The sequence below is a fragment of the Rosistilla carotiformis genome, from assembly GCF_007753095.1.
GTDB lineage: Bacteria > Planctomycetota > Planctomycetia > Pirellulales > Pirellulaceae > Rosistilla > Rosistilla carotiformis.
This window is the reverse complement of record NZ_CP036348.1, coordinates 5,654,270-5,681,113: the sequence shown is the minus strand read 5'-3', so window position 1 is coordinate 5,681,113 and position 26,844 is coordinate 5,654,270. Positions and strand designations below refer to the sequence as shown.

The following is a 26,844-nucleotide window of genomic DNA, read 5'->3' as shown; positions in this document are numbered from 1 at the left end:
TCGACTCGCTCAAGGTCGCTCTCTGACGCGAATCAGTCTTCGCATTCGGAGTCGCGGGAGATGGGTTCCATCACCTTGGTGTTGCGTTCCACAGCGACAACGGTGGTCCGTTGCTGCATTCCGTCGGGAGAGCTGGCAACAATCGGAAGCACCTGGCGTCGGTCGGGCAGTTCCATCCTCACGGTGAAGGTTCCGTCGGGTTGCAGTCGGACGGGTTCACCAGCAAGAGTCACCGATGACCCAGGGGAAGTCGAACCGAAGACGATCAGTTCTGCATCGACCTTGAAGGGGAAGCGTCGTTCGCGGCGAAGCGACAGGTCGGCACCGTTGGTCAAAGGTCCGCCGTTGGAGACGCGGATTCGGCGTCGCAGTCGGTCTTCGAACAGTTCTTTCAGTTCCGAGTCTTCCGAATCGCCATTGCCGCCGCTAAGCGAATAGATCCGTTCGTAATCCTCGGCGATATCTTGCCAGTGGGCATCGATCGAATCGCTGACGCCCGGTTCCGGTGGTTCAACGATGTTGCTCTTGCAAAGCGCAAAGAAACGGTCGGTCGATTCAACGAGGTATCCTAACAGGACCTGGAATCGGCCCGGCGGATCCATGATATCGATGTACCAGTTGTTGACGCCGCCGTGGACGGGGATGTCGCGATCGGTTTGTTCGGACGCGTTGGTTTTGGAGGTGTCGGCGACGCGAATCAGTCGCAAGACGGGGATCGCTGCGTGCCATTGCTCAGCCAGCGCGGCGCGGGCCCGTTCGACGCTGGAGCGTTGGACATCCCAGGTCGCTTGCAGCCAGAAGGAATCGCGGACAAGCAATGCCACGCGGTCTTTCGTGTCTGGGGTTGTTTGCGTTGCGTTGTTTTTCGCGTTCGAGCCTTTCACCAGCATGGTCGCTGAGAGGTCTTTGCGTTTTTCCAGTTCCGCGCGATGCTTTTGGATCATTCGTCCAACGCGCGTGACGCGATGGGGGGTCGGCGCGGGAGCATTCTTCTTTTGTCGCCGGCTGCCCGCTGCGGGAGCCTTCGATGTGATCGACGTGGCGTCTTTCTTGGCTTGTGTCTGTTTGCTAGCAGTCTTGGTGCTCGTCTTCCCTTTGGAAGCCTTCTCTCGGGCGGCCTTTTGTTGCGTTCGTCGTCGCACCTTTCGCAGCTCTTCGATCAATTGGTCCTTCCGCATTCCATGCCAACCCTGGACTCCCAACTCACGAGCCATATTTGCCAGGTCTTGACGCGTCTGGGATTTCAAATCGGCAGTGGTGATCAATTTAAGAGCTCCGTGTTGGTTGCTGCAACGGTTCATCGCATTGCATCAAAAGGGCTTGGACATTGGCAGGCAACACTCCAACGAGCCAAGGCACCGCGTTACAAGACGAGCTACGTGCCTGCAAGCGTCATTGGACCTATCGAGGTGAAGGGGTGGCTGAGACCCGCTACCATTATTGCAAGGGAATTGAGCCTGTTCTAGGGGCTAGCTTTTTCATTGCGCCCAATACATTCGCAATGGATGCGTGAATACCATTAGGTGGGCGTGAGCGTGAAGAAAGGGAGGATTGTATGCCAAAAAAAGTCAGTCCGTTTTTTCGCTGTAATTCGCACGTTCAGATCAATCCGGCAAACTGTCCCCTGGATTGACCTGGTGCGGCGTTTGGTCGCTTGCTGTTGAGCGATATCAATTTCAGGATACACTCGGCCTTTAAGGATTTAATGGTTGTCATCGTGCCGCTGATCGAACGACTGAGGTAACCGGGTTGGTGAAGTCTGATGATGACAAACCTAACTACTTGCGATTTGCCGGAGCGGGCCTGGAGCTAGCAGGCTCGATGATCGTCCCGGCGGCCATCGGTTACATGATTGATAGCCACTTCCGTTGGGAAACTCCCTGGGGTTTTTTGATCGGGGGCATTCTCGGTTTTTCCGCGGGGATGTACAACTTCATCCGATTGGCGAACAAGCTGAATCAATAAGACTGCGTTTGGAAATCAGCCGTATCGGCTAACGTAAGAATAACGACCCGTACATGACGTACTCATCACGCCAACCGATCGTCGCGAGGACTGGGATTCCAGTCATGGTTGGTGCTGGCGTGTTTGCGTTTGCTGGGTCGGTGATCTTCGCTCGCTTGACCGACCAGCCGCTGGGGTTGGTTGTCGCGTGCGGCTTGCTCTGCTTTACCGGCGCGATCGCCTCGCTGTTTGTCACGCTGACGATGTCGCGGGCGAGCAACGACGGGATTGTCGGCGGGGCTATCGCCGGAATGTTGGTTCGCGCCGCGATGGCGATGGCCGGAGCGATTGTTTTTGTTTCCGCGGGGCTTGGCCAACGGCAAGTTGTCGGCGGATGGATCCTTTACTGGTACTTGACCTTCTTGGTCGTTGAGGTTGTTTGGCTGGTACGTCAAATGTCTCCGACCTCGTCGACACAGGAGGCACAATCATGCTAAATATTTCATTGCTCGCAGCGGGGCACGGCCCTGTTGATCATGTCGTCCCGCACACACTGCACTCCGAGCCGCTGTTTTCGTGGCAGGTTGGTGGACCCGATTACAACAATCGCTGGTTGAATATCCAAAACGGCGTCTACGACTTTTACATCACCAACCACATGGTGATGACGCTCGTCGCGGCGGTGTTGGTTGTCTTGGTCTTCGCATGGGTCTCGCGCCGCGTGCGCCCCGTCGGTCCCGGATTGACAAAATATCAAACCCGCGGTCGCGGTGCTCAGTTGTTTGAACTGCTGTGCACCTTCATCCGCGATGAGGTCGCTCGTCCCAACCTGAAGGGACTGACCGATAAATACATCTACTATGTCTGGACGATCTTCTTCTTCATTCTGTTTGCCAACATCTTGGGGCTGATCCCGTTTGGGCCGATCCTGCGATTGTTGACCAATGATTCCGGTTGGGAGCATTGGGGCGGCACGGCGACCAGTAACCTGGGGTTGAACCTGGTGCTTGCGATGGCTTCGTTTGTCGCGATCATTGTGATCGGTATTCGTGAGCAGGGCGTCGTCCACTTTCTGGCTCACTTCAACCCCGTCGGTTGGGACTGGAAAAGTCCGATGATCGGCATGGGGTTGATGATGTTCGTGCTCGAATGGATGGGGCTGATGATCAAGTGCACCGTCCTTGCCATGCGTCTATTTGGGACGATGATGGCAGGTCACTTGGTGATCGCCGCGTTTATTGCTTTGATCTTTGACGCCGCTGCAAACGGAGCGGTGATGGGATATGGCGTCGGCCTGGCTGTCTTGTTTGGCGGTGTGGTGCTGACGTTGCTGGAATTGTTCATCTGTGCGTTGCAAGCGTTTATCTTCACGTTCTTGACCGTCTTGTTCATCTCCGCTGGTGCGGTGGGCGAACACGATCACGATCATGAAGAGAATCCGCTGAGCGACGAATCGCAGATGGATGTAGATAAGATGATTCGACCTCAAGACCTTCGGCCAGTGACGGCTTAGGGCATCCATTGCATTTCGCATTACGAAACTGTTTCCACTTAACGAATTGTTAGGAGTAATCCAAAGATGTTGGACTTCATGATGTTGCTGGCACAATCGTCAGAATTGGGCAAGATGGGCGCTGGATTGGGCATGGGCCTTGTGATCCTGGGCGCTAGCCTTGGCATCGGACGCATCGGCGGCACCGCTGTCGACGCGATCGCACGCCAACCCGAAGCGGGTGGACGTATCGGTACAAACATGCTGATCGCTGCCGCTCTGATCGAAGGTGTGACCGTGATCGCGTTGATTCTCGAGTACATTCTCAATTAGTTCGGTGAACTTTTTTGTGCGTGCGATCGTGATTCCTCGCGGCGCGCGCTTGAACTAGGGTTCCCTACCAAGGTGAATGTTCATGAAGTTAATTCGCTCGAGTTGCCTGACGGCACTATGGCTTACGTTGGCGATGGCAATCGTCGCGCCCGCTGCCTGCATGGCGGCGGACGAACCAGCGGCAAAGGCTGAAGCCGCGTCGGATCACGAATCGCACGGTCACGACGACTCGGATCACGAACAAGGACACGCGGAAACGCCGTTTTTGTTGAAGGCCGATCCGGGTGCCGCGCTTTGGAACTTGGCGATCTTTGCTGTTGTGTTCTTGGTGTTGACGAAGTTTATCTGGCCTCCGATCCTCGAAGGTTTGCAAGCTCGTGAAGCCAAGATCCACGACGACCTGACCGACGCCGAACGCGCCCGATCGACCGCCAACGCGATGTTGTCCGAATATCAAACGAAATTGGACGACGCGCAGACTCAGGTGCAATCGATGTTGGCCGAAGCACGTCGCGATGCGGAGCAATCCAAGCAAAGCATCATCGACGAAGCCAAAGCCGAAGCCAATCGCCAACGCGATCGTGCGGTTGCTGAAATTCAATCCGCCAAGACCGTCGCAATCGGCGAACTGGCAAGCCACTCGTCGTCGATTGCGTTGCAGTTGGCCCGGCAAGTGGTTGGGCGGGAGTTGAACGAAAGCGATCACGCCGATTTGATTCGCAAGTCGCTGGACAATCTGCCCAGCAACAACTGATCGCTCGTCGATCGACCATTACGTTAAATTGCAGACTCAAAACAATCCGTTTTGGGTCTCACCCCAACGTCTCCGGATTTCGTCGATCCGGCGGCGTCACTGATACAAGTCACCATAACTTTCGGGATTGATGCGAAACGATGAACGAATCTGCCAAGCATGAGACGGTGCTGGACACCGGAGCTTTGCAACTTGGGCGTGTCTATGCTCAAGCGTTAATCGGCGCGGCCATGAAAGAAGGCGTGACGGATGACGCGATCGAGCAGTTGGGCCAGTTGGTCGACGATGTTCTGTCGCAGCATCCGACGCTGGCCTCGGTTTTCGCCTCGCCAAGGGTCAGCCAGGAAGAGAAGTCGCGGATCTTGGACAGCCTGCTTGGTGACAAGGTGCATCCGGTGCTGCTTCGCTTTTTGAAGGTGGTCGCCGGCCGCGGTCGGTTGGGCTACCTGAACGAAATTCGCTACTCGGCGGATGAGCTGAAAAACGAGATGATGGGACGCGTGGTTGCGGAGGTGCGAACTGCGCTGCCGTTGACCGACGAACTGCGCCAGAGCGTTCAACAACGCTTGGCAGACAAGCTCGGCAAGGATGTTGTTTTGAAGGAAACGGTCGACCCGCAGCTGATCGGCGGCTTGGTCGTTCGGGTTGGCGACACCGTGATCGATTCGAGTGTCGCAGGGCAATTGGAATCGCTGTCGCAGCGAGCTCGCGATGGTTTGGCCAGTAAGTTGATTGCCAATGCCGATTCGTTCGCCAGCGGATCGTAACGCCGCACGATAACGTCCAAGCGACGCTCCGTCGCTGTGATTACAAATACAAAGTTAGACGCAAGCGGTTCATAAACGCCGCACGGTACAACAAGGAAATATACGGATGAAATTCAACTCCGATGAGATTGCTTCGGTCTTGCAGCAAGAGATCGAGCAGTACGAGAGCAAGGTTGATGTCCGCGAAGTCGGAACGGTCTTGGAAGTTGGCGACGGTATCGCTCGCGTTTACGGCCTTTCGGGCGTAATGGCTGGCGAGATGGTCGAATTTCCCAACGGTTCGATCGGGTTGGCTTTTAACTTGGAAGAAAGCAGCGTCGGTGTGATCATCTTGGGTGATTACCTGACCATCGAAGAAGGCGACGAAGTCAAGGCGTTGGGCAAGCTGTTGAGCGTCCCCGCTGGCGACGCCGTTGCCGGTCGCGTGCTCGATCCGCTGGGCAACCCAATGGACGGCAAGGGCCCCGTGCAATCCGACATTCGCCGCGACGTGGAAGTCATCGCGACGGGCGTTTCCGAACGTCAACCGGTTCACGAGCCACTGCAGACCGGTATCAAAGCGATCGACGCGATGACACCGATCGGCCGCGGTCAACGCGAACTGATCATTGGTGACCGTAAGACCGGCAAGACCGCGGTTGCGATCGACGCGATCATCAACCAAAAGGGAACCGGCGTTAAGTGCTTCTACGTCGCGATCGGCCAGAAGGACAGTGCGGTTGCGACCGTCGTCGACGCGTTGGAAAAGCACGGCGCGATGGACTACACCACGATCATCGTCGCCGGTGCGAGTGCTCCTGCACCGCTGCAGTATGTCGCTCCTTACGCCGGTACCGCGATGGCCGAACACTTCATGTTCAACGGCCAGCACGCGTTGATCGTATATGACGATCTCAGCAAGCAAGCGGTCGCTTATCGCCAGATGTCGTTGCTGATGCGTCGTCCGCCAGGCCGCGAAGCGTTCCCCGGTGACGTTTTCTATTGCCACAGCCGTTTGTTGGAACGATCCAGCAAGCTGAACGATGCGCTTGGTGGCGGATCGTTGACCAGCCTGCCGATCATCGAAACGCTCGAAGGCGAAGTTTCGGCTTACATCCCAACCAACGTGATTTCGATCACCGACGGCCAGATCTACCTGCAACCCGACTTGTTCTTCGCAGGTGTCCGTCCCGCGATGAACGCCGGTATTTCGGTTTCTCGCGTGGGTGGTGCCGCTCAGATCAAAGCGATGAAGAAGGTCGCCGGTGGTTTGCGTCTGCAATTGGCAGCCTTCCGTGCTCTCGAAGCGTTCGCTCAATTGGGTACCGACCTCGATGCGGCGACGCAACAAGAGTTGGATCGCGGTTACCGAATGGTCGAACTGCTGAAGCAGCCTCAGTACTCGCCGTTGGATGTTTCGCTGCAGGTGATCAGCTTGTACGCCGGTACGAAGGGCTTCCTGGACGATGTTGCTGTCGACAAGGTTCAAGAGTTCGAAAAAGCGATGTTGCAGTTCATTCACGACAAGCACAGCGGAATCGCATCGAGCATCAAGGAATCGGGCGAGATGTCGGATGAAGTGACCGAGAAGCTGGAAGCAGCGATCAAAGATTTCAAGCAAGGCTGGAAGCCCACTGCGTAAGCGGATTTCTGATCGCGGCGGCGGATCGCAAGCGGCACCGATCAGACATCCCGATGTTTACTGAATCCGATCCGTTCGGATTCAGCGTTCCGCTTAACGTTCTGAACTAAAACAACCTGAATCATCCATGGCCAACGCCAGAGCACTTGATAAACGCCGGAAATCGATTCGCAACATCCGCAAGATCACGCGGACGATGGAATTGATCGCCACGGCGCGGTTTCGCAAAGCGATGGATCGAGCCGCTGCGGCGACCGATTACACCGAACGTATCACCCAAATCGTCGCCAGCCTTGCGGCAGCCGGTTTGGAAGTTCAACACCCGTTGCTCGAAGCACGTCCCGATCCGCGGGCGGCTTCCTGTTTGGTGCTGACCAGCAACCGCGGCCTGTGCGGCGGTTACAACAGCTCGATCTTCCGACGCGCGTTGCCACGGATCGAAGAACTCCGCAAGACGATGGATCACTTGAACATCGATGTCAGCGGCAAGCGTGGAATCGGTGCGTTTAAGTTCCGCGGGATCAAGACCAACGACACCTACCAACAGTTCGACGACCAGCCCAAGTTTGCCGAAGTCGAACAGATCGCCAACAAATATCTGGCGGCTTACGCTGCGGGTGAGATCGATCGTTTGGACGTCGTTTACACCAAGTTCCACAGCGTCGCTAAGCAGGAAGCGGTTATTGAGACGCTGTTGCCGCTCGGTTCGATCGATTTGGACGACGAAGAAGCGACCGGGTTGTCGGCCGATTATGAATTCCTGCCATCGGCGGAGAGCATTCTGGAAGAGGTCGTTCCAACGAGCTTCAAGATTCGATTGTTCAAATGCTTTCTGGACGCCGCGGTCAGCGAGCAGGTCGCACGGATGGTGGCGATGAAAAGCGCAACCGAAAACGCTGGCGAGATCATCAAGCAACTCTCCATGACCTACAATCGTGCTCGTCAATCGCAGATCACGGGCGAAATCATGGAAATCATCGGCGGCGTCGAAGCCTTGGCCAATTAAACCAATTCATTCACCAACAATTAACCCGACGCCAAAGCGAGGGATCTATCACAATGTCAACCGTCACTGAAAACAAGCCGGGCCGCGTTACGCAGATCATTGGATCGACGTTCGATGCGGAATTTCCGCAAGACTCGCTGCCAAAGATCTACAACGCGTTGAAGATCACGTCGGAGCACAAGGGTGTCAAAGTTAATTTGACAGGTGAAGTTCAACAGCACCTTGGCGGCGGACGCGTCCGCTGCGTCGCGTTGGGTAGCACCGACGGCATGATTCGCGGCATGGAAGTGATCGACACCGGTTCGCCGATCACCGTTCCTGTGGGCAAGGGTGCTTTGGCTCGCGTCTTCAACGTCTTGGGTGAACCCGTCGACGGTCGCGGTCCTGTGGAATCCGAAGAGCGTTGGCCGATCCATCGTCAAGCTCCCCAGATCTCGGAGCTGTCGACGAACACTGAATTGTTCGAAACCGGTATCAAGGTGATCGATCTGCTGACCCCGTTTGTTCGCGGTGGTAAAGCGGGGCTGTTTGGTGGTGCGGGACTGGGCAAGACGGTTATCTTGACCGAGTTGATCGCTCGTATCGCTTCGACTCACGGTGGTTATTCGGTATTCGCGGGTGTCGGTGAACGAACTCGTGAAGGAACCGACCTGTGGTTGGAAATGCAAGAGACGGAGATCGGTTCGACCGGTCGTAACGTTATCGAACAAACTTGCATGGTCTTCGGCCAGATGAATGAGCCGCCAGGGGCTCGTTTGCGTGTTGCCTTGTCGGCGTTGACGATGGCTGAATATTTCCGTGACACCACCGGCGTCGATACGCTGTTGTTTGTCGATAACATCTTCCGCTTCTCGCAAGCTGGTTCGGAAGTATCGGCGTTGTTGGGACGGATGCCTTCGGCTGTGGGTTACCAACCGACGCTGGCGACCGAAATGGGAGCTTTGCAAGAGCGAATTTCGTCGACCAAGAAGGGTGCGATCACATCGGTTCAAGCGGTCTACGTTCCTGCGGATGATCCGACCGATCCGGCTCCTGCGACGGCGTTTGGTCAGTTGGACGCGTTCATCTACCTGGAACGTTCGATCTCGGAAAAGGGTATCTACCCTGCGATCGATCCATTGGCTTCGAACAGCCGTATTCTGGATCCGCAGTACGTCGGCGAACGTCACTACACGATCGCTCGTCGCGTTCAAACGATCCTGCAACGCTACCGCGAATTGCAAGATATCATCGCGATTCTGGGTGTCGACGAATTGAGCGAATCGGACAAGATGATCGTCCACCGCGCTCGTCGTATCGAACGCTTCCTGTCGCAACCGTTTTTGGTTGCCGAAAAATTCATCGGCAAACCGGGTGAAGTCACCTCGATTGCCGATACCATTCGCAGCTTCGAAGAGATCTGCGACGGCAAGTGGGATCATCTGCCAGAGCAAGCGTTCATGTACGTCGGTTCGATCGAACAGGCGGAAGCGCAAGCCAAGCAGATGGCAGAAAAGGCGAAGAAGTAGAACGGCACCCGGAAAAAGGCATAGATCGTGGCAAAGTTAAAGTGCGTTGTAGTGACGCCAGAGAAAACCGAGATCGATCGCGAAGTCGACAGTCTGGTGCTGCCATTGTACGACGGTGCGATGGGTGTACTTTCCGGACGCGCTCCGTTGATCGGACGCCTCGGGTTTGGACAACTTGAACTGACCGATGGTTCGTCGACCGAGACTTACTTCGTCGACGGCGGGTTTGCTCAAGTCGAAAACAACGTCGTCTCGATCCTCACCGGTCGAGCGATGCCGGTCAGCGACATCGTCTACGCCGATGCGGAGAAGGATTTGGCAGCCGCGTTGCAGTTGCCTGCGAACACCGAAGAGCAGCGTCAGGTCCGCGATGCGTCGGCGCTGCGAGCACGCGGTCAGATGCGTATCTCGCGCAAGTAAATCGCTTGGTTAAAGCCCGTCGCTTCTTTGCGGCGGGCCACGTGGCTGGTATGCAATCGAGGCGGAAGTGGGCGGCTGTGGCTGAACCGCCGACGCCGCATCCGGCAACAGGGTCGATGTGAAAGCGTTTTTGATTCCGCTTGGCTTGTTGACCATATCGTTGGGGACGATTCTCTACCCAGCTCTCTCGGGTGATCGACGGCTCGCGTTTCGCGACGTCTCCCATTTCTACCAACCGCTCTATCGAGCGATCGATGCGCGGATCTCCGCCGGTGATCTGCCGCTCTGGAATCCCTTGGACCAGTTTGGTCTGCCGGTCGCCGGAGAGACGACGACGGCGTTGTTCTATCCCGGCCGCGCGGTCTTCCATCTCGGGTTGGATACGCCGCAATCGCTGGCGATCTACGTCTACCTGCATCTGATCCTGGCGGGACTGAGCACGTTTTGGATCGCGCGTCGGTATCATGGCTCGGTTGCCGCCAACGCACTTGCCGGAATCGTCTACGCCGCCAGCGGTCCCGTCTTGTTTTTGTACACCAATCCGCCGTTCCTGGTCGGTGCGGCATGGTTGCCGATGGCGGTCGGCTTCTTAATCGAAGCCGTTCATCGTTGGAGCCGTTCCAGCTTTGCGATCGGATCGTTGTCGCTGGCGATGATGATCCTTGGAGGTGACGTTCAGTCGGCTGCTCAAGTGATCGTCTTCCTTGTCGGCTACGTCTTGTTTCGCGCGGTCCGCCGCCTTCGGATCGCCCGGCGTCGAACGCGGCGCAGCGGAAGCGTGCGTCTTGGCTATTCGATGTTGATGACCGGGACGGCGCGACGTCTGATGACGATCGGTTTGGCGATCGGTTTGGCCAGCGCAGCGGCTTCGCTGCAGATCATCCCCTCGTGGCAGTGGTCGCAGCAGAGTGTGCGGCGGCACAGTCCTTCGCCGGGCGTGGCGCAGTTGACCGCTGCAGAGCCCTATGTCGCCGCGCCGTCTGCTTGGTGGCAGGCCCCGGCGGCCGGAACCCATCAATCCAACGTCTACGATTTCAGCGTGGGGCCGTGGCAGTGGATCGGGGCTCTGTTGCCGGGCGTATGTGGAGAGATGTTTCCCGAGAACACGCGAATCACGCGTCTGCTGCCCAGCGAGGGAAAGACCTGGACCCCGTCGCTGTTCCTGGGCGTGCTGCCGGCGATCTGTCTATTGCTCCGGCTGCCGATTTGTCTGCGATGGCTGGTTAACCGGCAATCGCCGCGAGGGTGTGGAAATCCGCTGCGGATTTGGGACGGAATGATCCTCGCTGGACTGGTCTTCAGTTTAGGAGGCTTTGGGCTCGTTTGGGCGGTTCGCGAAATAGCCTATCTGTTCGGCGGGGCGATGGTCTTGGACGATTGGAACGCTGCGTTGGGCGGTCCGTATTGGTTCCTTGTGAGTTTTGTGCCCGGCTACAGCAACTTCCGCTTTCCCGCGAAGTGGCTCGTCTTTTTTAGTCTCGGACTGGCGCTGCTGACAGCGCACACGATCGACCGCTGGTCGCGTACATCACGCGACGGATCGATCCGTGCATCGGCCGTGCTGATCGGAATCTCTGTGCTAACGCTGGTGTTAAGCCTTCTACCGATCGGCAGCTTGGGCATCGATCTCCGCCCCGCAGCTGATCGCTTCTTCGGTCCACTAAACCTTTCGTTGTGGCAGCTTCAAGCGTTTGGAGCCGCAGTGCACGCTGGGCTCTTTGCGATGATCATCCTGGTTCTTTGTCGACGCTGCACACCCGGCTCTTCCCTGCTGCCGATCGCCCTGCTCGCGTTGACCTTGGTCGACCTGACGCTTCATGGCCGCAGCTTGATCGCAACCGCATCAGCCCCGTCCGATGTAAAGCTCGCCGAGATGCAGCAGACGACAGCACCGCTGCGCCGCGTCGTTTCGCTGGCGACCGCACCACGTTGGCCCGAGCGTTGGGGGACGTCGAGTCCGTCGGCGACGACCGATCCGCGGAATCGAAGGATCGAACAAGTCGAACATGGGCAACAGTTATCGTTGTTCATGCGTTGGCATTTGGATACGGGGATCGCCAAGTTCAATTCAGCGACGTCGATCAGTCACTGGCGCGGGCCGATCTTCTGGGACGCGGTTCGCCCAGTTTTAGTCGACAGCCCACCCGAACAAGCATCGGAACGTCTGAGTCGGCTGTGCCAATTGCTAGGAGCCGATGCGACGCTCCAGCCGCGCGTCGCGCAGGCCGACCATGGCCCGACGGCGAGCACCGAGGCTCCGCTGCAGGTCAGCTTGGACGCGCGGATCCGCAACCCCGGTGCGGCGCCGATCCAATTGGTCGACGACTGGCGCGTCGTCGCTCCGTCGGAGATCGTCGCGGTTCTTCCGGAGCACGTTCGCGACTATCTGGCGGGCGCAACGGAAGCGAGCATTCTGGAATCGGATGGGGATTCGCTGCGCACGGATTCGCAGCAGATTTCTGCGGTTTCCGAGTGTCAAATCGAAGCGCACCAACCCGAACGAACGTTCGCCCATGTCGAGGCTTCTCGCCCGACGCTAGTGAAGTTTTTTCAGATGCAAGACGGAAACTGGAAAGCCCGCTACCGCGCGACCGGCGAATCCGTATGGCATCAAGCAATCAGTCGTCCCGTCGACTTTATCAGCCAAGGATTTGAGCTCCCCGCAGGCAATTGGCAAGTCGAATTCCGCTATCGCCCAACCTGGCTAGTCCCCGCGTCGGCGATCTCGCTGTTTGGTTGGGGATTTGGGGTGTGGCTGCTCGCCTCTGGTTCTGGGCGTTGGAGATGGGCTCGGTTGGGGGCCTGACATCGCAGTTCGGCTTGTGTCGGCCTCCGGCCTTTTAGTTTCCGTCTCGGTCTCGGTTTCGGTGGCTTACACCACCGGCAGAGGATATGCCGGCCTCCGGCCTAGTACCTGGATGCTCTGGCTGGTCGCGGCGATGGGGCTTGTGTCGGCCTCCGGCCTAATGCCAGCATGCTCTGGCTGGTCGCGGCGATGGGGCTTGTGTCGGCCTCCGGCCTTATGTTTTTGGCGTGGCTTGGGTTCCGGTGGCTTACACCACCGGCACAGAATATGCCGGCCTTCGGCCTAATACCTGTATGCTCAAACCGCCCGAGGCCGAAGGCCGACACAAGAATTGCCGGTGGTGTAAGCCACCGGAACTGAGGCCACTCCCGTCCCAAGGCCGGAGGCCGGCACACGACCTGCCGGCGGTGTAAGCCGCCGGAACTTGAGATCCCCACAAGGATTTTAGGCCGGAGGCCGACACAAGAATTGCCGGTGGTATAAGCCACTGGGCCTGTGGACGCTCCATTCAACAAGGCAATAGGTCGACACGTCTTTATGCCAACCGATTGGAAGGAAAACAATCGGCTGAAGCCTTTGACTCCAACGTCTCAGACGCGGCCGGGGGAGGCCCAGAGGCCGAGGGCTGGGTTCTTGATGAAATAAAACTCTTCGCCGTCGCTGTCGGTGTGCCAGCCGTCGTTCAGTTTTTCCGGTGGGTACTTTTCCATCAAGCTTTTCACATTGCCGTAGTTGTAGCCGACGCTTTCGATCTCTTGCTGCGATAGTTCGCCGGGAGCGTAGGTGACGCTGAAGCGGTTCTCGCTGCTGCCGTGGATCAGGTGAGCCGCGGCGGAGAGGTTGTTGCGAAGGTCTTCGTTCTGTTGGACCAACTCCATCACGCGGGCGCTTGGTTGGTAACCGTATTTGCGGATCAGCCCGTCGATCGCTTCGTCTTCGCCAAACATCCGCACGGCGGGACCCAAGACGATCAGTTCCCCTTCGTCTTCGATCGCCAATCGCGTTCGGTAGATCGACTTGTTGCCGATCCAAGTGCTGTGGAATTCGGACGGGTCGAGATAACAGACCATCTTTTTCGGGGCGCGTTCCAAAACGGTGAAGTTGACTTTCAGGGCCAGCTCTGCCGCCTCGAAGAAGGTGTCGTGATCGTCGCCGATATAGAGGCCGCGGGTGACCAGCGATCCATCGGGCTGTTGGCCGATGACGGTCAGGATGTAGACCAGCGGCATCTCTTTGCAGAACAGGTCTTGAGCGCGATTGAGGATCTTTCGCAGCGGCGTGTCGGCGCGTCCCATCGTCCGTTCCATGCCGTAAGCCGCACTCAGGAAGTGGCTCTCGTTGATCCCCTTCACGCCGCCGGTGCCAACAAAGATGTTCTTGTTGTAGTTGGCCATTCCGATCACTTCGTGCGGAACGACTTGGCCGATCGAGAGGATCATGTCGTGGCCTCCTTCGAGCAGCAGGCGGTTGACCTGCGCCGGCCACGGCTCCGAATAAATTCCCTCGGTCGCTTGGCTGACGAAATCGGCATCGACATCGCCCAGGGTGACGACATCGTTTCGCCAATTGTGCTCGCGGATCAGATCGGTTGGCAGGCTGGGGAACATGTGCGCCAACTGTTCCGGCGACATCGGTTTGTGCGTTCCCAAGGCGGGCATCACATCGACCATCGCATCGCCGAGCAGTTCGTGGCAGAGGCAGGTGATTTCGCCGGCGCGGCTGGGCAGGCGGCTGTAGTCCGGGGGAATCGCCAGGGCTTTGCTGGGGCGGCCGCGGTCGGTGAACAGCTTTTCTAAGCCCTCTCGCAGATCGGCGGTCGAGAGTTCGGCGGTTTCAGAGCCACGGGCAAAGTAGGTGGTCATGGGCGGATGGTCGGGTAGGAGTCGGAGAAGTCGAAAGGGCTGTCGGGCGACCGCGTCAGGCGGGGCCGGTAGTGTTTAAGATAAGCGGCATGACAAGCTTTGGGCAGTCCGGTAGCATAGCGTTTTCAACCGTTTGCGATCGATTCGCCAATGAGCCCAACCTTCGAACCCTAGTCCCCACCAATGACTGCTGAAAAGATTGAAGCCGCCATCCCTCACCGCTTGCCGATGCGTCTGTTGGACGAAATCGTCGAACAGACCGAGAAGACGATCGTTTGCAAGAAGAGTTTTCACAGCGACGAATTTTTCGTGCAGGGGCATTTTCCCGGCTACCCGATTGTACCGGGGGTGATTCAATGCGAATGCTGTTTGCAGGCCGGGGCGATCCTGTTGAGCAAGCAGACGCCGCAGGACGGTTCGGTCGTTCCGGTGGCGACGCGGATGGACAACGTCAAATTCAAGAAGATGGTTCGTCCGGGGGATACCGTTGAGATCCACGTCACGCTGAACGAACAATTCTCCAACGCCTTCTATATGACGGGCAAGGTGATGTTGGACGGCAAGCTGGCCGCTCGGTTGGACTTTGCATGCAGTGTTGCGACGCCTGAGGAGGGCTAGGAATGACCGATTTTCTGAAACTCAGTGGCCGCAACATCTTGGTGATGGGCGTTGCCAACAAGAAGAGCGTCGCCTATCACGTCGCCAAGACGCTGGAAGAGGTCGGGGCCAACGTGATCTATTCGGTGCGTAGCGAGCAGCGACGCGAGTCGTTGGCGAAGTTGTTGCCGGGCCGCGAGATCCTGATTTGCGACGTCGCGCAGCAGGTGGAGATCGATGCCTTGGCCGCCTATATCAGCGACAACGGCTGGACGATCGATGGCCTTCTGCACTCGATCGCCTTCGCCGATTACAGCGATGGGATCAAACCGTTTCACGAAACGACGCGAGCTCAGTTCCTGCAAGCTGTCGACATTTCGTGCTTCTCGTTGGTGGCGATCTGCAACGCGCTCCGCGGCTGTTTTTCCGACGACGCCAGCGTCGTCACGATTGGAATCAGCACGACGCGGATGGCGAGCGAGAGCTACGGTTACATGGCTCCGATCAAAGCTGCGTTGGCTTCATCGTTGGCGTTTCTGACGAAGTCGTTCAGTAAGTTCTCGCAGGTTCGCTTCAATTCGGTCGCCGCCGGTCTACTGAAGACCAGCGCGTCGGCGGGGATCCCCGGCTATGTCGATTCGTACCTATTCGCGGAATCGGTGATCCCGCGTGGCAAAGCGGTATCGACTAGCGAAGTCGCCGACACCGCGGCGTTTCTGTTGAGCCCACGGTCATCGGGAATCTGCGCTCAGCAATTGATCGTCGATGCCGGCATGGAGATCAATTACTTCGATCAAGATGTCGTTCGCCGCGCGACCGATCACTGAACCGCGGATCAGTCCTGAGTCTTCTGCAGCGAGCGTTCAAACAGATTTTTGGTGATCTGTTGAACGCGGCGATCGGGACCGTGCGGACGGCTGTTATGCGACCAGGGGATGATGTGTCCCGGCGGAGTCGCAAGGCCTTGAGCCCAGTAGATCGTCGCGGCGTTGAAGACAAAGTTGCCTTTCGGGCCGGGGAAGATCGTCGCGGTCCAGTGTCCCGGATTGGTGCCGCCGGCCCAGGTCGTCCCCTCGGCGACGACCTGCAGTCCCGGTCGCTGCAGATCGGGATCGCCGTGATGCTCCCAGCCGATCAGGCCTTCGATGCGGTCGCCCTGGCGCATTTGGGTTCCTTCGTAAATCCAGTGCTTGGGCTGAGTGCAAACCCAGTCGCCGCCGCCGTTGAAGGGCACGACCGACCGCGCCCCGATGATCTTTCGTTCGTCGGGGCCATGCGTTTCGAACGGGCCCATGATCTTGCCGTAGGTCTTCGTCTCCTCTTCGCGCATCGGACCGAAGCTGCCGGTTCGGGTGATGATTCGGTTCGGCTGGCCACTTTCGCTGGGGCTGAACGGGCTGACCATATAGACGCTGTTGGCACTCAGCCACAGCACGTTGGTCCCGCGATCGATCGCCGCCGCGACGGTGTCATATTGCCGCGTGTCCCAGTATTCGTCGTGCCCGACGCTGAGGAATGTTTTGCAGCGGTCGATCTCGCCGGGGTTTAGTAGATCGCTGTTGCTGACATAGGTGACGTCGTATCCCTGTTGCTCCATCCAGAAGCACAGCGGGAATTCCCACAGCAGGAATTCACCCGAACCGAGCGACAGCGGATGTTCGAAGATCTGGCAATACATGCCGTAGGGGCGGTCGAAGCTGACCGCGACGCCCGGTTTCTGCGGTCCGTCGGGATGGGTGTACAGCGAGTCGTTCACCGGCCAGCGGTTATACGCTTGCCATGTGTTGTCCGAACATTGGAAGACAAAATCGGCGGGGCGATCGTCTTTCACAATGAAGATCACGTAGCTCTGCCAATAAGGTTGGTCGGCTTCGGGGACCGTCGTCAGTTTTCCCAGATAGACTCCACTGACCCAATCCTCGGGAATCGTGAAGCTGACACTCGGTTCCCACTTGCACTGCCGCACGCGGTCCTTCCCCGCGTCGGGAACCGGTTGCGTGATCGTGTCGATGTTGGATAACGTTTTGACCAGCCGGCCGCCGGTGCCGCCGTAGTAACCCATCCGGTAGATGTCCAGGTTTACGGGAAGCGCCGGATCGGAACTGATGAAGACTTTCAGTTCCTCGCCGACCGCAAGCGATTGCTCCGAACAGTAGCCTTCGACAAGCGAGGTTCGATATCTGCCGGCGTTGGGACGGACGCGGGTTAGCTGCCAATCGGTCGTTCCGGTCCGCTGGTTTTCGGCGACGATCCGGTTGGTTTCGGCAATCGATTGGCCCGGCGCGATCGCGGTGAATACCAACAGAAGGACTGGAATCAGCCCGCCCGACATCGGTTGGCAGAGACTGCGAAGCGGACTCGTGGAGGAGAGCTTGTGTCGCTCGGGGCGAGCAACAGGTGGGATCGTTGGCATCGGTGGGTTCGCTCGTAAAGGCGGGAATCGAGATCGGCGAAAAGACTGCGCTCGAAGTATTGCCAGCATAACTGAACCGCGGTCGGGCTGCATGCGATTCGCCATGGACTCGAAAACTCGTGGCGCGGTATATCGGCCTATGGATCGACGTTGCATGGCGGCAGGCGTCGTTGCATTTCTATGACACGCAACCGAGCCGATGCGGATGAACGAACCGAATAGCGGACGCGTCGATAGAACTCGTCAAGCGTTTCAAGCCTTGCTGATCTGCATGCTCTTGTTGGTGGTTGTTCCGGCGCGAGCGGTCGAGCCGATCGAACCGACGGCGGTTGTCGCGGGAATCGACGCCGATCCGTTGGCCGGAATGCCCGATGCAGAGGCGGGGCGGCTGCGTCAGATCGTGGCCGACCTGATCCGCAGTAGCATTCCCGAAACGTACCAGAACGAAAAGGACTGGGGGCATCAGAAACGAATCTATGCGGGAGTGAAGGTTCGCCGCGACGGATGGAAGATCGATACGAAGCGTCGATGGCGCGAGGTGAACCACGGCGCGTGGACGCGGTACGAGATCCGCTTGATCGATCCAGACCAACAGATGAAAGCCGACCTGCACGATCTGCGTTGGTTGCCCGATGGAACGGCAACGTTTCAGTTGACTCTATCCGGGCGATTGAACTGTTTCGCCCGTCGCAGTCGCTGGAACTACGGCGTCCAATTGTGGAGCTTCAACGTCGACGCGGACGCCGACATCGCGATCACCATTGTCGGCAGCATCGGCGTTGGATTGGATTACGTCAACATCCCGCCAGATGTTGTCGTGAAGCCGGTGATCGAATCGGCACAGATTGCGGTGCCTCGGTTCGAGGTGAACCGGATCAGCGATGTCGGCGGCGATTTCGCCGAAGGGATCGGCGATGCGTTGGAAGGGATCTTGCGCGACGAGATCATTTCCAAACAGCAGGTCAAACTGGTGGAGCGGATGAATCGCCAGATTGCTCGGAAAGAGGAAACGCTGCGGTTTTCGATGAGCGATTGGTTGTCGAAGCTGCTGTCCGACAAGACGCTGACTGCAGAAACACCGAAGGCCGACCTGTTGCCAGGCCGGCCTTAAACTCTGGTCGTTGCGAGCTCGGGATGACGTCGAAGCCGATTGTCGAATTCACCCTGCCGGTGTTATCGGTTCAGTTGCAGCGTCTTCAGGCCGACGGGGCGCGCGACGTGAACTGTTGGCACTTCGCTTTCGATCATCGCATCGGTGGCTGCCGTTTGCATGACGCCGTTGCCGATCGCTGGTGTCGGAATGGAGGGCGAGGGGGCTGGTTGTAATTCGTTGGCACCCAACAGGCATCCGCCATCATCACAGCTGCCACAACTGCCGTCGTCGCAGCAGTTGTTTCCGGCGCCGCCGCAGCATCCGCAACCACCGATCATCTTCGGTGTCCATGTGAATTCAAGCTTGGGGCACTTGTATTCCTTCTTCTTCAGCACGCGAACGGTTCGCACGCAGGCACCGTTGTTCGCACAAGGGTTGCAGCGTTTTTGCCAAGGGAAGACAACTTTGGGGATACAAACTTGTTTGCATTCGACTTCCCATGCGGTCTTCTTTTCATCGACTTTGTCGACCTTCAGGGTGCAGCAACCACAGTTGTCAGCACACAGTCCGCATTGGCAGTTGGCGGCCCGTACGGTACCGGTGAACTGGATTGTCACCAGGCCACCGAACAGCATCGCACCGATCACTAGTTTGTGGATGTTTTTCATCGTATCACTCCGGAATGCCACATCCTTGTGGCAATCGATTTGAAGAACTTAATTTGAGAATGAAACCTTCGTGTCGCAATTCTTGTTGTCGTTGGCACGATTAGAAATCGAGCATAAATCGCATGCCAAGAATCGCGTAGTCACCCGAGGTGTATTCGGTTCCCGTGGGACCAACGGGGCTGTGGTCGTCGATCTCGCCGTAGATCAAGTTGGTCTGCAGTTTCGAATATGCGGTCCAGTACCAGTTCAGGCCACCGGTGACCGAATGCCCAACACCACCTTGGATATCGCCGTCGGTGAGGTCGATGTAGTCGTATCGCAGAGCCAACGCGAGGGCTCCCATTCCCATCTTGCCGCCGCGATTGCCACAAAAGCGATCGACCAAGAAGAAGTTCTCGAATGGCTTGACACGATCGATCGTTCCGTGGCTACGTTTGTAAGGAATGTGTTCCCCAGTCAGGAAGTAGGATGCGAAGATGTAACCGCCGTGGAAGTGCGTATCGGGTCCCGATCCCGCGATCTGGTCGTCGCGTTGAACCCAGTTGAACAGATATTCGCTGGTGATCTGCAGCGATCCGATGTTCAACATCGATTCCAATCCGATCGTTTCAAACCAGTCGGCACCGACGATTCGACCGGTGTTGAGCCAGCGCGAATCGCTGCGCGCTTCGGGGCGTGTGCGGAAGCGCGCTTCGTTGCTGTTGGAATCGGCAGCGCTGGCGTCGCCATCGGGTTTTGCGACCGCACCGGACATCGCCACGTGCCAGTAGCCGCGACCGCCACTGACCTCGTCGTACCAAGGGCTTCCGCCGACGCGACCGTAACCGCCCATTTGCATGCTGTCACCGATGAACCGGCCGGTGGTGCTGGTGTTCTCAAGGTTATAGATGCCGTACGCCCAGAAGGTCGATTCGGAATCGTTGTGGCCGTACATTGCCAAACCGATCCGCCGAGCGTCTTCGTTAAACGCTTCGACGGCAAACGGTCGTTCCATGAAGACGTTGTGGCGACTACTGTTTAGATGGTCCAAGCCCATCGGACGCTTTTGGTTGCCTAACAACAGCGTTTGGTTGTAGGGAAGGTTGGTCCATCCGATGTAGGCGTCCTTGTATTCCGGGGTCGAAGGATTGTTGAAATCCATTTGGATCCGGAAGACCATGTTCTCGGGAACCGTCCCCTCGATTTCCAGTCGCAAGCGACGGAACAGGAAGCGGTCTTCGGGGTCGGTTCCGTAGTTCGCCTCGGCTGCGTCGTCGTGCTCGAAGTATCCGATCCCTGGAGAGTTATCCATGAAGTTCCAATAGTCCATGTGAAGACGACCGCCCATCTTGTAGGACGATTTCTTCTTCTTGGCTTCGGCTTCTTTGGTGATCTTGCCTTGGTATTCGTCCCACGACTTTTCCATGCCGTCCAGACGCTTCGTCAGGTCTTCGATCAATTCGTCCCGTTCGTCCTTCGTCTCTTCCGCACCCTCGGTCACTTTGACCGAATCGCCCAGCCCTTCGGCTGGCATTGCGTCGTCGGCAACCGCCCAATTCGCATTCGCGGCGGGGGCATTGAAGCCGACGGGAGCGACGGCCCCGCTATCGGATTGTCCCAACAGGATGGGACGAAACGCGGAGGCGTCCAAGGCGGCTTCATTCGCTGGGAATTGAGCGTAGCTGATTGCCGCCCCGCTTTGGCAAACAAACGCCAAGCCCAAAAGCTTGAGCAGCCAATATCGTTTTCGAGATTTGAACATCTGGAGTCCTTTCCAGTTCACTTCCATACACAATTGCAACAAATAGAACGGCTAAGGAGAATGAAGCCCCTTTAAACTAGCCATCCTGGCTGTGCTCAAAGGCGATCTGATCTTCTGACATCGATTCCCTACATGCCGTTCGTATGGGTTGAATCGTCGCCACCTTCGGTAGTTGTCCGATCGTGTGCGCAAAAGATGAATAATCTTCACAATCGGTCTCCCTGCAATCGTTACAAAGGTTACGACAGTATCGAAAGGGATAGCGGGCCCAGCTGGATCGGGTTTGTTAAGGAACTGTGAAGAGCCGGTGAAAATGAATGGATACCTTGTTTTGCGACTTGAGCGTCCCCGTTTCGCCCCATACCGTAAGACTGCGTTAGATCGCATTTACACCTCCGTCTTTATGGGAAATCATCGTGCGTTGGCGAAACACTAGCGTTTTTGTGGCAGGCCTTGCTGTTTGTCTTCTGGTTACCGGATGCTCTTCAAGCAGCACCAATTCCGACTCAGGATCGGGCGACGGCAGCACCACAACGGGAAGCGTCAAGCTGACCGGATCGGGGGCAAGTTTTCCCTTCCCGCTTTACGATCGTTGGTTCAAGGAATTCAGCCGTGCCAACGACGGGGTGAAAGTCGACTACCAAGCGAAGGGTAGCGGGGCGGGGATCAAAGATTTCACCAATGGCACCGTTGATTTTGGCGCCAGCGATGCGGCCATGTCCGACGAAGAGATTGCTGCGGTCAGCCAAGGAGTACAGCTGCTGCCGATGACGGCTGGCGAAGTCGTGCTGGCTTACAACCTGCCCGGAGTTTCCGAACTGAAACTATCGCGTGACGCCTACATCGGGATCTTCTTGGGGAAGGTGACCAATTGGACCGACCCGGCGATCGTCGAAGCGAACCCCGGAGTCAAGCTGCCCGATCAAGACATCACCGTCGTCCGTCGCGCCGACAGCAGCGGAACCACCTATGTGTTTACCCAGCACTTGAGCGCGATCAGCGAAGACTGGGCCAATGGACCTGGTACCGGTAAAACGGTTGTTTGGCCAAGCAGCGACAAATTTGTCGCCTCGCCCAAGAACGACGGCGTCACCGCCACGATCACGCAAACGCCCGGTGCGATCGGATACATCGAGTACGGCTACGCCAAGCTGACGAAGTTGGCGATGGCGAGCCTGCAAAACAAGGCAGGCAACTTTGTGCTGCCCTCGTTGGAGAGTGGCCAAGCTGCATTGTCGAACGTTGAAATGCCAGCCGACTTGCGTGCTTGGCTTCCCGATCCTCCCGGCGAACAAGCGTTCCCCATCGTCAGCTACACATGGTTGTTGTGCTACAAGAAGTACGACGATCCGCAAAAGGCGGAAGTGCTGAAATCGATGGTCAAGTACTGCTTGACCGAAGGCCAAAAAGTGAGCGATGAAATGGGCTACGTTCCGTTGCCAGCCGACGTTGTCGAAAAGGTAACCGCCGCTTTGGATTCCATTCAGTAGTCGCGGGTCGGTAGGATTCCACCACCGCTTTATCACGCCACCAGAGGATTTATGGCAACGTCTATCGAGCCAAACACGTCGATTCAATCGGTCGCTTCGCCCCCCACGAAATGGGACATTTCGTGGGATCGAGCTTTCCGCGGAATGACGCACATGTTCTCTTGGTTGACCATCTTGTTGGTGGTTTTCATCCTGTACGAGATAGGTGGCAAAGCTTTTCCCGCAATTCAGGAATATGGTTTCTCGTTTATTACGGGAACCACTTGGGACGCCAATCGAGGTGAATTCGGCGTGCTCCCAGAAATCTGGGGCACGCTTTACAGTTCGCTTCTGGCGTTGATGATCGCGGGCTTCTTCGGTGTTTCGATAGCCATCTTCCTGACGCAAGATTTCTTGCCGACCTACCTGGAAGTTGTTTTCAAGAACATCGTCGAACTGCTCGCCGCGATCCCCAGTGTGGTTTATGGCCTGTGGGGGATCTATGTCGTGATCCCCGCGATTCGTCCGGCAGCCAACTGGATCCATGAGCATTTCGAGTGGATCCCGTTTTTCAAAACATCGCTCAGCGGACCGGGGATGTTGCCCGCTTCGCTTGTGCTGGCGATCATGATCCTGCCGACCGTTTCGGCGATCTCCCGTGATGCGATCAGTTCGGTTCCTAGAAAGCTCAAAGAGGCGGCGTTTGGACTTGGAGCGACGCGATGGGAGGCGATCTTCGGAGTGATCATTCCCGCCTCGGCGACAGGCATCTTCGGCTCGTTGGTGCTTGGGTTTGGTCGCGCCCTTGGGGAGACCATGGCGCTCGCGATGCTGGTGGGCAATTCAAATCAATTGACGGTTTCACTGTTCTCTCCGGCCAATACCTTGGCCGCTTTGCTGGCGAATAACTTCCCCGAAGCGGGCAAGCAGGAAGAACAAGTGCTGATGTACGCCGCGCTGCTGCTGATGGCGATCACATTGGCGGTCAACATCTTCGGAGCGGCGATCATGCGGCGCGCTTCGGCGCACATGAAGGGAGCCACCAAGTGAGCCAAGAAATCACCGATGCATTTGATGACATCGATTTTCCAACCCTGGAACGTTCGCTGCGTCACCCGCGAACACTATTCAGTTCGACGTTGAGCATTCTAACCGGTCTGGTCACCGTCGTTGCCTGCATCCCGCTGTTTTCGGTGTTGTTCATGCTGATCTGGCGCGGTGGCAAGCGACTCAGTCTCAGCCTGTTCACCGAAACGCCACCATCGGCATTTGAGAGTGGCGGCGGCTTTGGCAACGCGATCGTCGGGACGTTGCTGATGGTCAGCATCTCCGTCGTGATCAGCGTTCCCTTCGGTGTTCTGGCCGCGTTGTTCCTGGCCGAATTTGGCAAGGACAGCAAGACCGCCTCGGCCGTTCGCTTCTGCGCTAAATTGCTCACCGGTTTTCCGTCAATCCTGGCGGGCGTGTTTGCGTATGCGGCGGTGGTTTTGGTCACCGGCACTTATTCGGCCCCCGCCGGCGGCATCGCGCTTTCGATCCTGATGCTGCCGATCGTCATGCTGACCGCCGAAGAAGCGATCAAGATGGTTCCGCATCGGATGAAAGAAGCCGCGATCGGAATGGGTGCAACGCAGACACAAGTTGTTTGGAAAGTGGTCCTTCCCACGGCGTTGCCAGGGCTACTGACCGGCGTGATGTTGGCCGTGGCCCGCGCCGCGGGCGAGACCGCGCCGTTGCTGTTCACCGCGCTGAACAGCAACTACTGGATCGTACAAGATGGCAAATTGGCGTTGATGGATCCGACGGCTTCTTTGGCAGTGCTGATCTTTAATTTCTCTGGCGTTCCCTTCGAGAATCAAATTGAACTCGCTTGGGCAGCCGCTCTCGTGCTGGTGATGATCGTGTTAGTGATCAACATCGGTGGGCAAATCCTATCACGCAATAAAGTCACAAGCTGAGCAGGTATTCCAATGGTCCAAGCGTCTCCAGATAAGAAGCCGCATCAAGCGAAGCAGGGCAAGAAGCTTAACGGGAAGAGCAACGGAGTGCCCGCCAATACGGTTATCGATTGCAAGATCGATAATCTTTATTACGGCAAGTTTCGCGCGGTCCGCGATAGTCATATTCCTGTCCAGCAGGGACAGATCACGGCTTTTATTGGCCCATCGGGCTGCGGCAAGAGCACCGCGCTGCGATGCCTGAATCGGATGAACGATTTGGTGCGCGGCTTCCGTTTCGAAGGGCATGTCCATTTTCGCGGTCGCGACATCTACCATCGCAGCGTCGATCCCGTGGCGGTGCGTCGCTACATCGGGATGGTCTTTCAACAGCCCAATCCGTTTGCGATGAGTATTTACAATAACGTTGCCTTTGGCCTGCGCCTGAACCGCGTCAAAGGAGACGTGCCCGAACGCGTCGAGAAGGCGCTGCGCGGGGCGGCGCTTTGGGATGAGGTGAAGGACAAGCTGAAGAACAGCGGATTGTCGTTGTCCGGGGGGCAGCAGCAACGTCTGTGTATCGCCCGAGCGATCGCAACCGAACCCGAGGTGCTGTTGATGGATGAACCTTGTTCGGCCTTGGATCCGATCGCGACGCGACGGATCGAAGAACTGATGACCGAACTGAAGAAGCAGTACACGATCGCGGTGGTCACTCACAATCTGCAACAAGCTCAACGCGTCGCCGACATGACGGCGTTCATGTATGTCGACACGTCGGAAGGTGCGCGAACCGGCTATCTGGTCGAATACAACAAGACCGAAGCGATGTTTGCCGATCCGCAAGAAGAGTACACCAAGCAGTACATTCGGGGCGAGTTCAGCTAGCGTCGGATTCGATCAAATCCCCAGATCGCCAAATCCGTTGTCCTGCAATCGCACCAACAGCTTGATCAGTTCGACCTGCGATTCAACTTCCATCGTTTGCAGGATCGCGTTGTAACGGGAATCGATTGCGTTGGCTTCGCCGCGACCGTGATCGATCGTTCGTCGCCCTCCGGCGATCTCGATCGCAAGTTGGCGGTCGGTCGGGTCCAACTGTTCAAAACGCTGCCATTTGTCGGAAAGGTGCGACCTGGTGGGCGCCTTCGATGCGACGATCCCCAGCACGCGCGTGATCCCAAGGATCGCATAACGCGGGTCGCCGGCTTCTTGTAGGGAACGCTTGTACGTGCGGAATTGAAGCGTTCGCCCCAGCGCATCTTCTCCCACATGGTTGAATTGCACCGTCGAGCAACCGCCCAGGACCATCTTGTCGCTGCGTTGCGACACGTCGATGATCGACGAATGCAGATAAGAATCCCCCGGTTTCCCCGCTGGATCGATCCCTGCGGTAAACCGAAGGTGGTAGGCACTGTTGACTATTTGAGTGTGCCCGTTGGCCGACTTTATGAAAATGCTATCGGGTTCATCTGCAATCGACGCTTGCAAGGACTGTTGCTGCCGAATGCAGGTGAGAACCCTGTCGGAGATGCATTGGACGGTCTGTTCAAAGTTTTCAAGGTTGTTGCCCATGAACGGCAGTGTCTTAGAATGAATGGCGGAAATGGAGTCGGCTGCAATGGGCCTTTATGGCTGGCTGTCGTCGTTGGCAGTGAAGGAGGGTGCCAGATAGGCCCCCCTCTGCTAACTAACGCGTCGGCACTTAACTTGCTCCGCAGGGGCAAATGTAGAGTAATTACCACCATCGGTACCGCTGACGATCGACATTGTGGCTTTGAGAAGCGAGAGTCGCTAAGCGGCGAGCTTTCGTCGGATCTGGTATACAGGATCCATGGGGTTCGACTGGACAACAAATCAAAATCGCGGATTGGAAAATGAATATGCTCGCTTCGACCCGAATCGCTATCGGATGGATCGCGTTGGCTGCTTTGATCGTCGTCGGTTGCGATCGCTTTCGCATGGCAGACGGTTCGGGCAGCGATGACCCGCACTACAGCGAACAGCAGTTCGACGAATTGGTCGCAAAGTCGCCTCTGACCCTAATCAAGTTTGGTGCCCCGTGGTGCGGCCCGTGCCGGATGCTCGACGAGGAATTGCCAAACGTCACCGGCGACGTCGAGATCGTTTCGATCAACGTCGACAACAATCCCGAACTCAGTGCGCGTTACCGAATATCGGGAATCCCGCACATGGTCATGTTTCGCGATGGAAAGAAGATCGACGAACGGACCGGCTATTATTCGGCGGATGAGATCTCTCAGTGGGCTTCTGGTTTCTCTCATTCCGGCGACGCGACCCTCTGATCGTCCGCCGTGTATTGGTTGCGTGCCGCTTGTGGGCCGGTCGGTCGCCAACTCGCTAGGTACCGGTGAAGGCCCGTTGAACGGGCTCGCTTAGTCCAAACTCTTCA

25 protein-coding genes are annotated in these 26,844 nt (G+C 57.2%); 19 read left to right on the top strand and 6 right to left on the bottom strand.

The window, feature by feature from the left end; all coding sequences use genetic code 11:
* Positions 1–32: 32 nt before the first annotated feature.
* Positions 33–1,265: a DUF4912 domain-containing protein gene (locus tag Poly24_RS20585; protein ID WP_145099986.1), complete on the bottom strand. Its 1,233-nt coding sequence runs from the start codon at positions 1,263–1,265 to the stop codon at positions 33–35.
* Positions 1,266–1,752: 487 nt separating this feature from the next.
* Here Poly24_RS20585 and Poly24_RS20580 point away from each other — a divergent pair, with 487 nt between their 5' ends.
* The 11 genes from Poly24_RS20580 (at position 1,753) to Poly24_RS20530 (ending at position 12,651) form a co-directional block, all read left to right on the top strand.
* On the top strand, positions 1,753–1,965 hold the full coding sequence (locus Poly24_RS20580; protein ID WP_145099982.1) for an AtpZ/AtpI family protein: 213 nt from the start codon (positions 1,753–1,755) through the stop codon (positions 1,963–1,965).
* A 53-nt stretch (positions 1,966–2,018) separates the two neighbouring features.
* Complete coding sequence (locus Poly24_RS20575; protein WP_145099979.1) at positions 2,019–2,441, top strand: hypothetical protein; 423 nt, start codon at positions 2,019–2,021, stop codon at positions 2,439–2,441.
* Entirely contained in the window at positions 2,435–3,457 is a 1,023-nt protein-coding gene (atpB, locus tag Poly24_RS20570) for a F0F1 ATP synthase subunit A (protein ID WP_145099975.1), read from the top strand. Before Poly24_RS20575 ends, atpB begins: the two co-directional genes overlap by 7 nt.
* Positions 3,458–3,523: 66 nt before the next feature.
* Complete coding sequence (atpE, locus tag Poly24_RS20565; RefSeq protein WP_145099972.1) at positions 3,524–3,769, top strand: ATP synthase F0 subunit C; 246 nt, start codon at positions 3,524–3,526, stop codon at positions 3,767–3,769.
* 82 nt (positions 3,770–3,851) lie between these two features.
* Entirely contained in the window at positions 3,852–4,523 is a 672-nt protein-coding gene (atpF, locus tag Poly24_RS20560; RefSeq protein WP_145099969.1) for a F0F1 ATP synthase subunit B, read from the top strand.
* A gap of 140 nt (positions 4,524–4,663) precedes the next feature.
* Positions 4,664–5,290 carry an ATP synthase F1 subunit delta gene (atpH, locus tag Poly24_RS20555; protein WP_145099966.1) on the top strand — a complete coding sequence of 209 codons (627 nt, stop codon included), beginning with the start codon at positions 4,664–4,666 and terminating at the stop codon, positions 5,288–5,290.
* A gap of 106 nt (positions 5,291–5,396) precedes the next feature.
* Positions 5,397–6,911 carry a F0F1 ATP synthase subunit alpha gene (atpA, locus tag Poly24_RS20550; protein ID WP_145099964.1) on the top strand — a complete coding sequence of 505 codons (1,515 nt, stop codon included), beginning with the start codon at positions 5,397–5,399 and terminating at the stop codon, positions 6,909–6,911.
* Positions 6,912–7,038: 127 nt separating this feature from the next.
* Positions 7,039–7,917 carry an ATP synthase F1 subunit gamma gene (gene atpG, locus Poly24_RS20545; RefSeq protein WP_145099960.1) on the top strand — a complete coding sequence of 293 codons (879 nt, stop codon included), beginning with the start codon at positions 7,039–7,041 and terminating at the stop codon, positions 7,915–7,917.
* 53 nt (positions 7,918–7,970) lie between these two features.
* Entirely contained in the window at positions 7,971–9,425 is a 1,455-nt protein-coding gene (atpD, locus tag Poly24_RS20540; protein WP_145099958.1) for a F0F1 ATP synthase subunit beta, read from the top strand.
* Between the two features lie 27 nt (positions 9,426–9,452).
* Positions 9,453–9,845 (top strand): F0F1 ATP synthase subunit epsilon, encoded by a 393-nt coding sequence (locus tag Poly24_RS20535; protein WP_145099955.1) that lies wholly within the window; start codon positions 9,453–9,455, stop codon positions 9,843–9,845.
* A gap of 145 nt (positions 9,846–9,990) precedes the next feature.
* Positions 9,991–12,651, top strand: coding sequence for a hypothetical protein (locus tag Poly24_RS20530; protein ID WP_145099952.1), 2,661 nt, complete (start codon positions 9,991–9,993; stop codon positions 12,649–12,651).
* A gap of 590 nt (positions 12,652–13,241) precedes the next feature.
* Here the strand turns inward: Poly24_RS20530 and Poly24_RS20525 are convergent.
* Positions 13,242–14,513, bottom strand: a complete 1,272-nt coding sequence (locus tag Poly24_RS20525) for a lactate racemase domain-containing protein (RefSeq protein ID WP_145099949.1) — start codon at positions 14,511–14,513, stop codon at positions 13,242–13,244.
* Positions 14,514–14,696: 183 nt separating this feature from the next.
* Here Poly24_RS20525 and Poly24_RS20520 point away from each other — a divergent pair, with 183 nt between their 5' ends.
* Both Poly24_RS20520 and Poly24_RS20515 read left to right on the top strand, forming a co-directional pair.
* Positions 14,697–15,131, top strand: a complete 435-nt coding sequence (locus tag Poly24_RS20520) for a 3-hydroxyacyl-ACP dehydratase FabZ family protein (protein ID WP_145099946.1) — start codon at positions 14,697–14,699, stop codon at positions 15,129–15,131.
* Between the two features lie 2 nt (positions 15,132–15,133).
* Positions 15,134–15,937 carry an enoyl-ACP reductase FabI gene (locus Poly24_RS20515; protein WP_145099943.1) on the top strand — a complete coding sequence of 268 codons (804 nt, stop codon included), beginning with the start codon at positions 15,134–15,136 and terminating at the stop codon, positions 15,935–15,937.
* An 8-nt stretch (positions 15,938–15,945) separates the two neighbouring features.
* Here the strand turns inward: Poly24_RS20515 and Poly24_RS20510 are convergent, their stop codons facing one another.
* Entirely contained in the window at positions 15,946–17,523 is a 1,578-nt protein-coding gene (locus Poly24_RS20510; protein WP_145099940.1) for a N,N-dimethylformamidase beta subunit family domain-containing protein, read from the bottom strand.
* Positions 17,524–17,728: 205 nt separating this feature from the next.
* Between Poly24_RS20510 and Poly24_RS20505 the strand changes: the two genes are divergently transcribed.
* Complete coding sequence (locus Poly24_RS20505; protein ID WP_145099938.1) at positions 17,729–18,634, top strand: hypothetical protein; 906 nt, start codon at positions 17,729–17,731, stop codon at positions 18,632–18,634.
* Positions 18,635–18,696: 62 nt separating this feature from the next.
* On the opposite strand, the gene Poly24_RS20500 is transcribed toward Poly24_RS20505, so the two are convergent.
* Entirely contained in the window at positions 18,697–19,284 is a 588-nt protein-coding gene (locus Poly24_RS20500; RefSeq protein WP_145099935.1) for a hypothetical protein, read from the bottom strand.
* A gap of 100 nt (positions 19,285–19,384) precedes the next feature.
* On the bottom strand, positions 19,385–21,025 hold the full coding sequence (locus Poly24_RS20495) for an OprO/OprP family phosphate-selective porin (protein WP_231753257.1): 1,641 nt from the start codon (positions 21,023–21,025) through the stop codon (positions 19,385–19,387).
* Between the two features lie 416 nt (positions 21,026–21,441).
* On the opposite strand from Poly24_RS20495, the gene pstS reads away from it, so the two are divergent.
* The 4 genes from pstS to pstB are packed head-to-tail and all read left to right on the top strand — an operon-like array spanning position 21,442 to position 25,319.
* Positions 21,442–22,515: a phosphate ABC transporter substrate-binding protein PstS gene (gene pstS, locus Poly24_RS20490; RefSeq protein ID WP_231753256.1), complete on the top strand. Its 1,074-nt coding sequence runs from the start codon at positions 21,442–21,444 to the stop codon at positions 22,513–22,515.
* 51 nt (positions 22,516–22,566) lie between these two features.
* Positions 22,567–23,544 carry a phosphate ABC transporter permease subunit PstC gene (gene pstC, locus Poly24_RS20485; protein ID WP_145099929.1) on the top strand — a complete coding sequence of 326 codons (978 nt, stop codon included), beginning with the start codon at positions 22,567–22,569 and terminating at the stop codon, positions 23,542–23,544.
* Entirely contained in the window at positions 23,541–24,452 is a 912-nt protein-coding gene (gene pstA / locus Poly24_RS20480; RefSeq protein ID WP_197452058.1) for a phosphate ABC transporter permease PstA, read from the top strand. The genes pstC and pstA overlap by 4 nt, the downstream gene beginning before the upstream one ends.
* 12 nt (positions 24,453–24,464) lie before the next feature.
* Positions 24,465–25,319 (top strand): phosphate ABC transporter ATP-binding protein PstB, encoded by an 855-nt coding sequence (gene pstB, locus Poly24_RS20475; RefSeq protein WP_231753255.1) that lies wholly within the window; start codon positions 24,465–24,467, stop codon positions 25,317–25,319.
* A gap of 12 nt (positions 25,320–25,331) precedes the next feature.
* Here the strand turns inward: pstB and Poly24_RS20470 are convergent, their stop codons facing one another.
* Positions 25,332–26,006 (bottom strand): hypothetical protein, encoded by a 675-nt coding sequence (locus Poly24_RS20470; RefSeq protein WP_145099926.1) that lies wholly within the window; start codon positions 26,004–26,006, stop codon positions 25,332–25,334.
* A gap of 302 nt (positions 26,007–26,308) precedes the next feature.
* Between Poly24_RS20470 and Poly24_RS20465 the strand changes: the two genes are divergently transcribed.
* Positions 26,309–26,737 carry a thioredoxin family protein gene (locus Poly24_RS20465; RefSeq protein ID WP_145099923.1) on the top strand — a complete coding sequence of 143 codons (429 nt, stop codon included), beginning with the start codon at positions 26,309–26,311 and terminating at the stop codon, positions 26,735–26,737.
* The last annotated feature ends 107 nt before the right edge of the window (positions 26,738–26,844 follow it).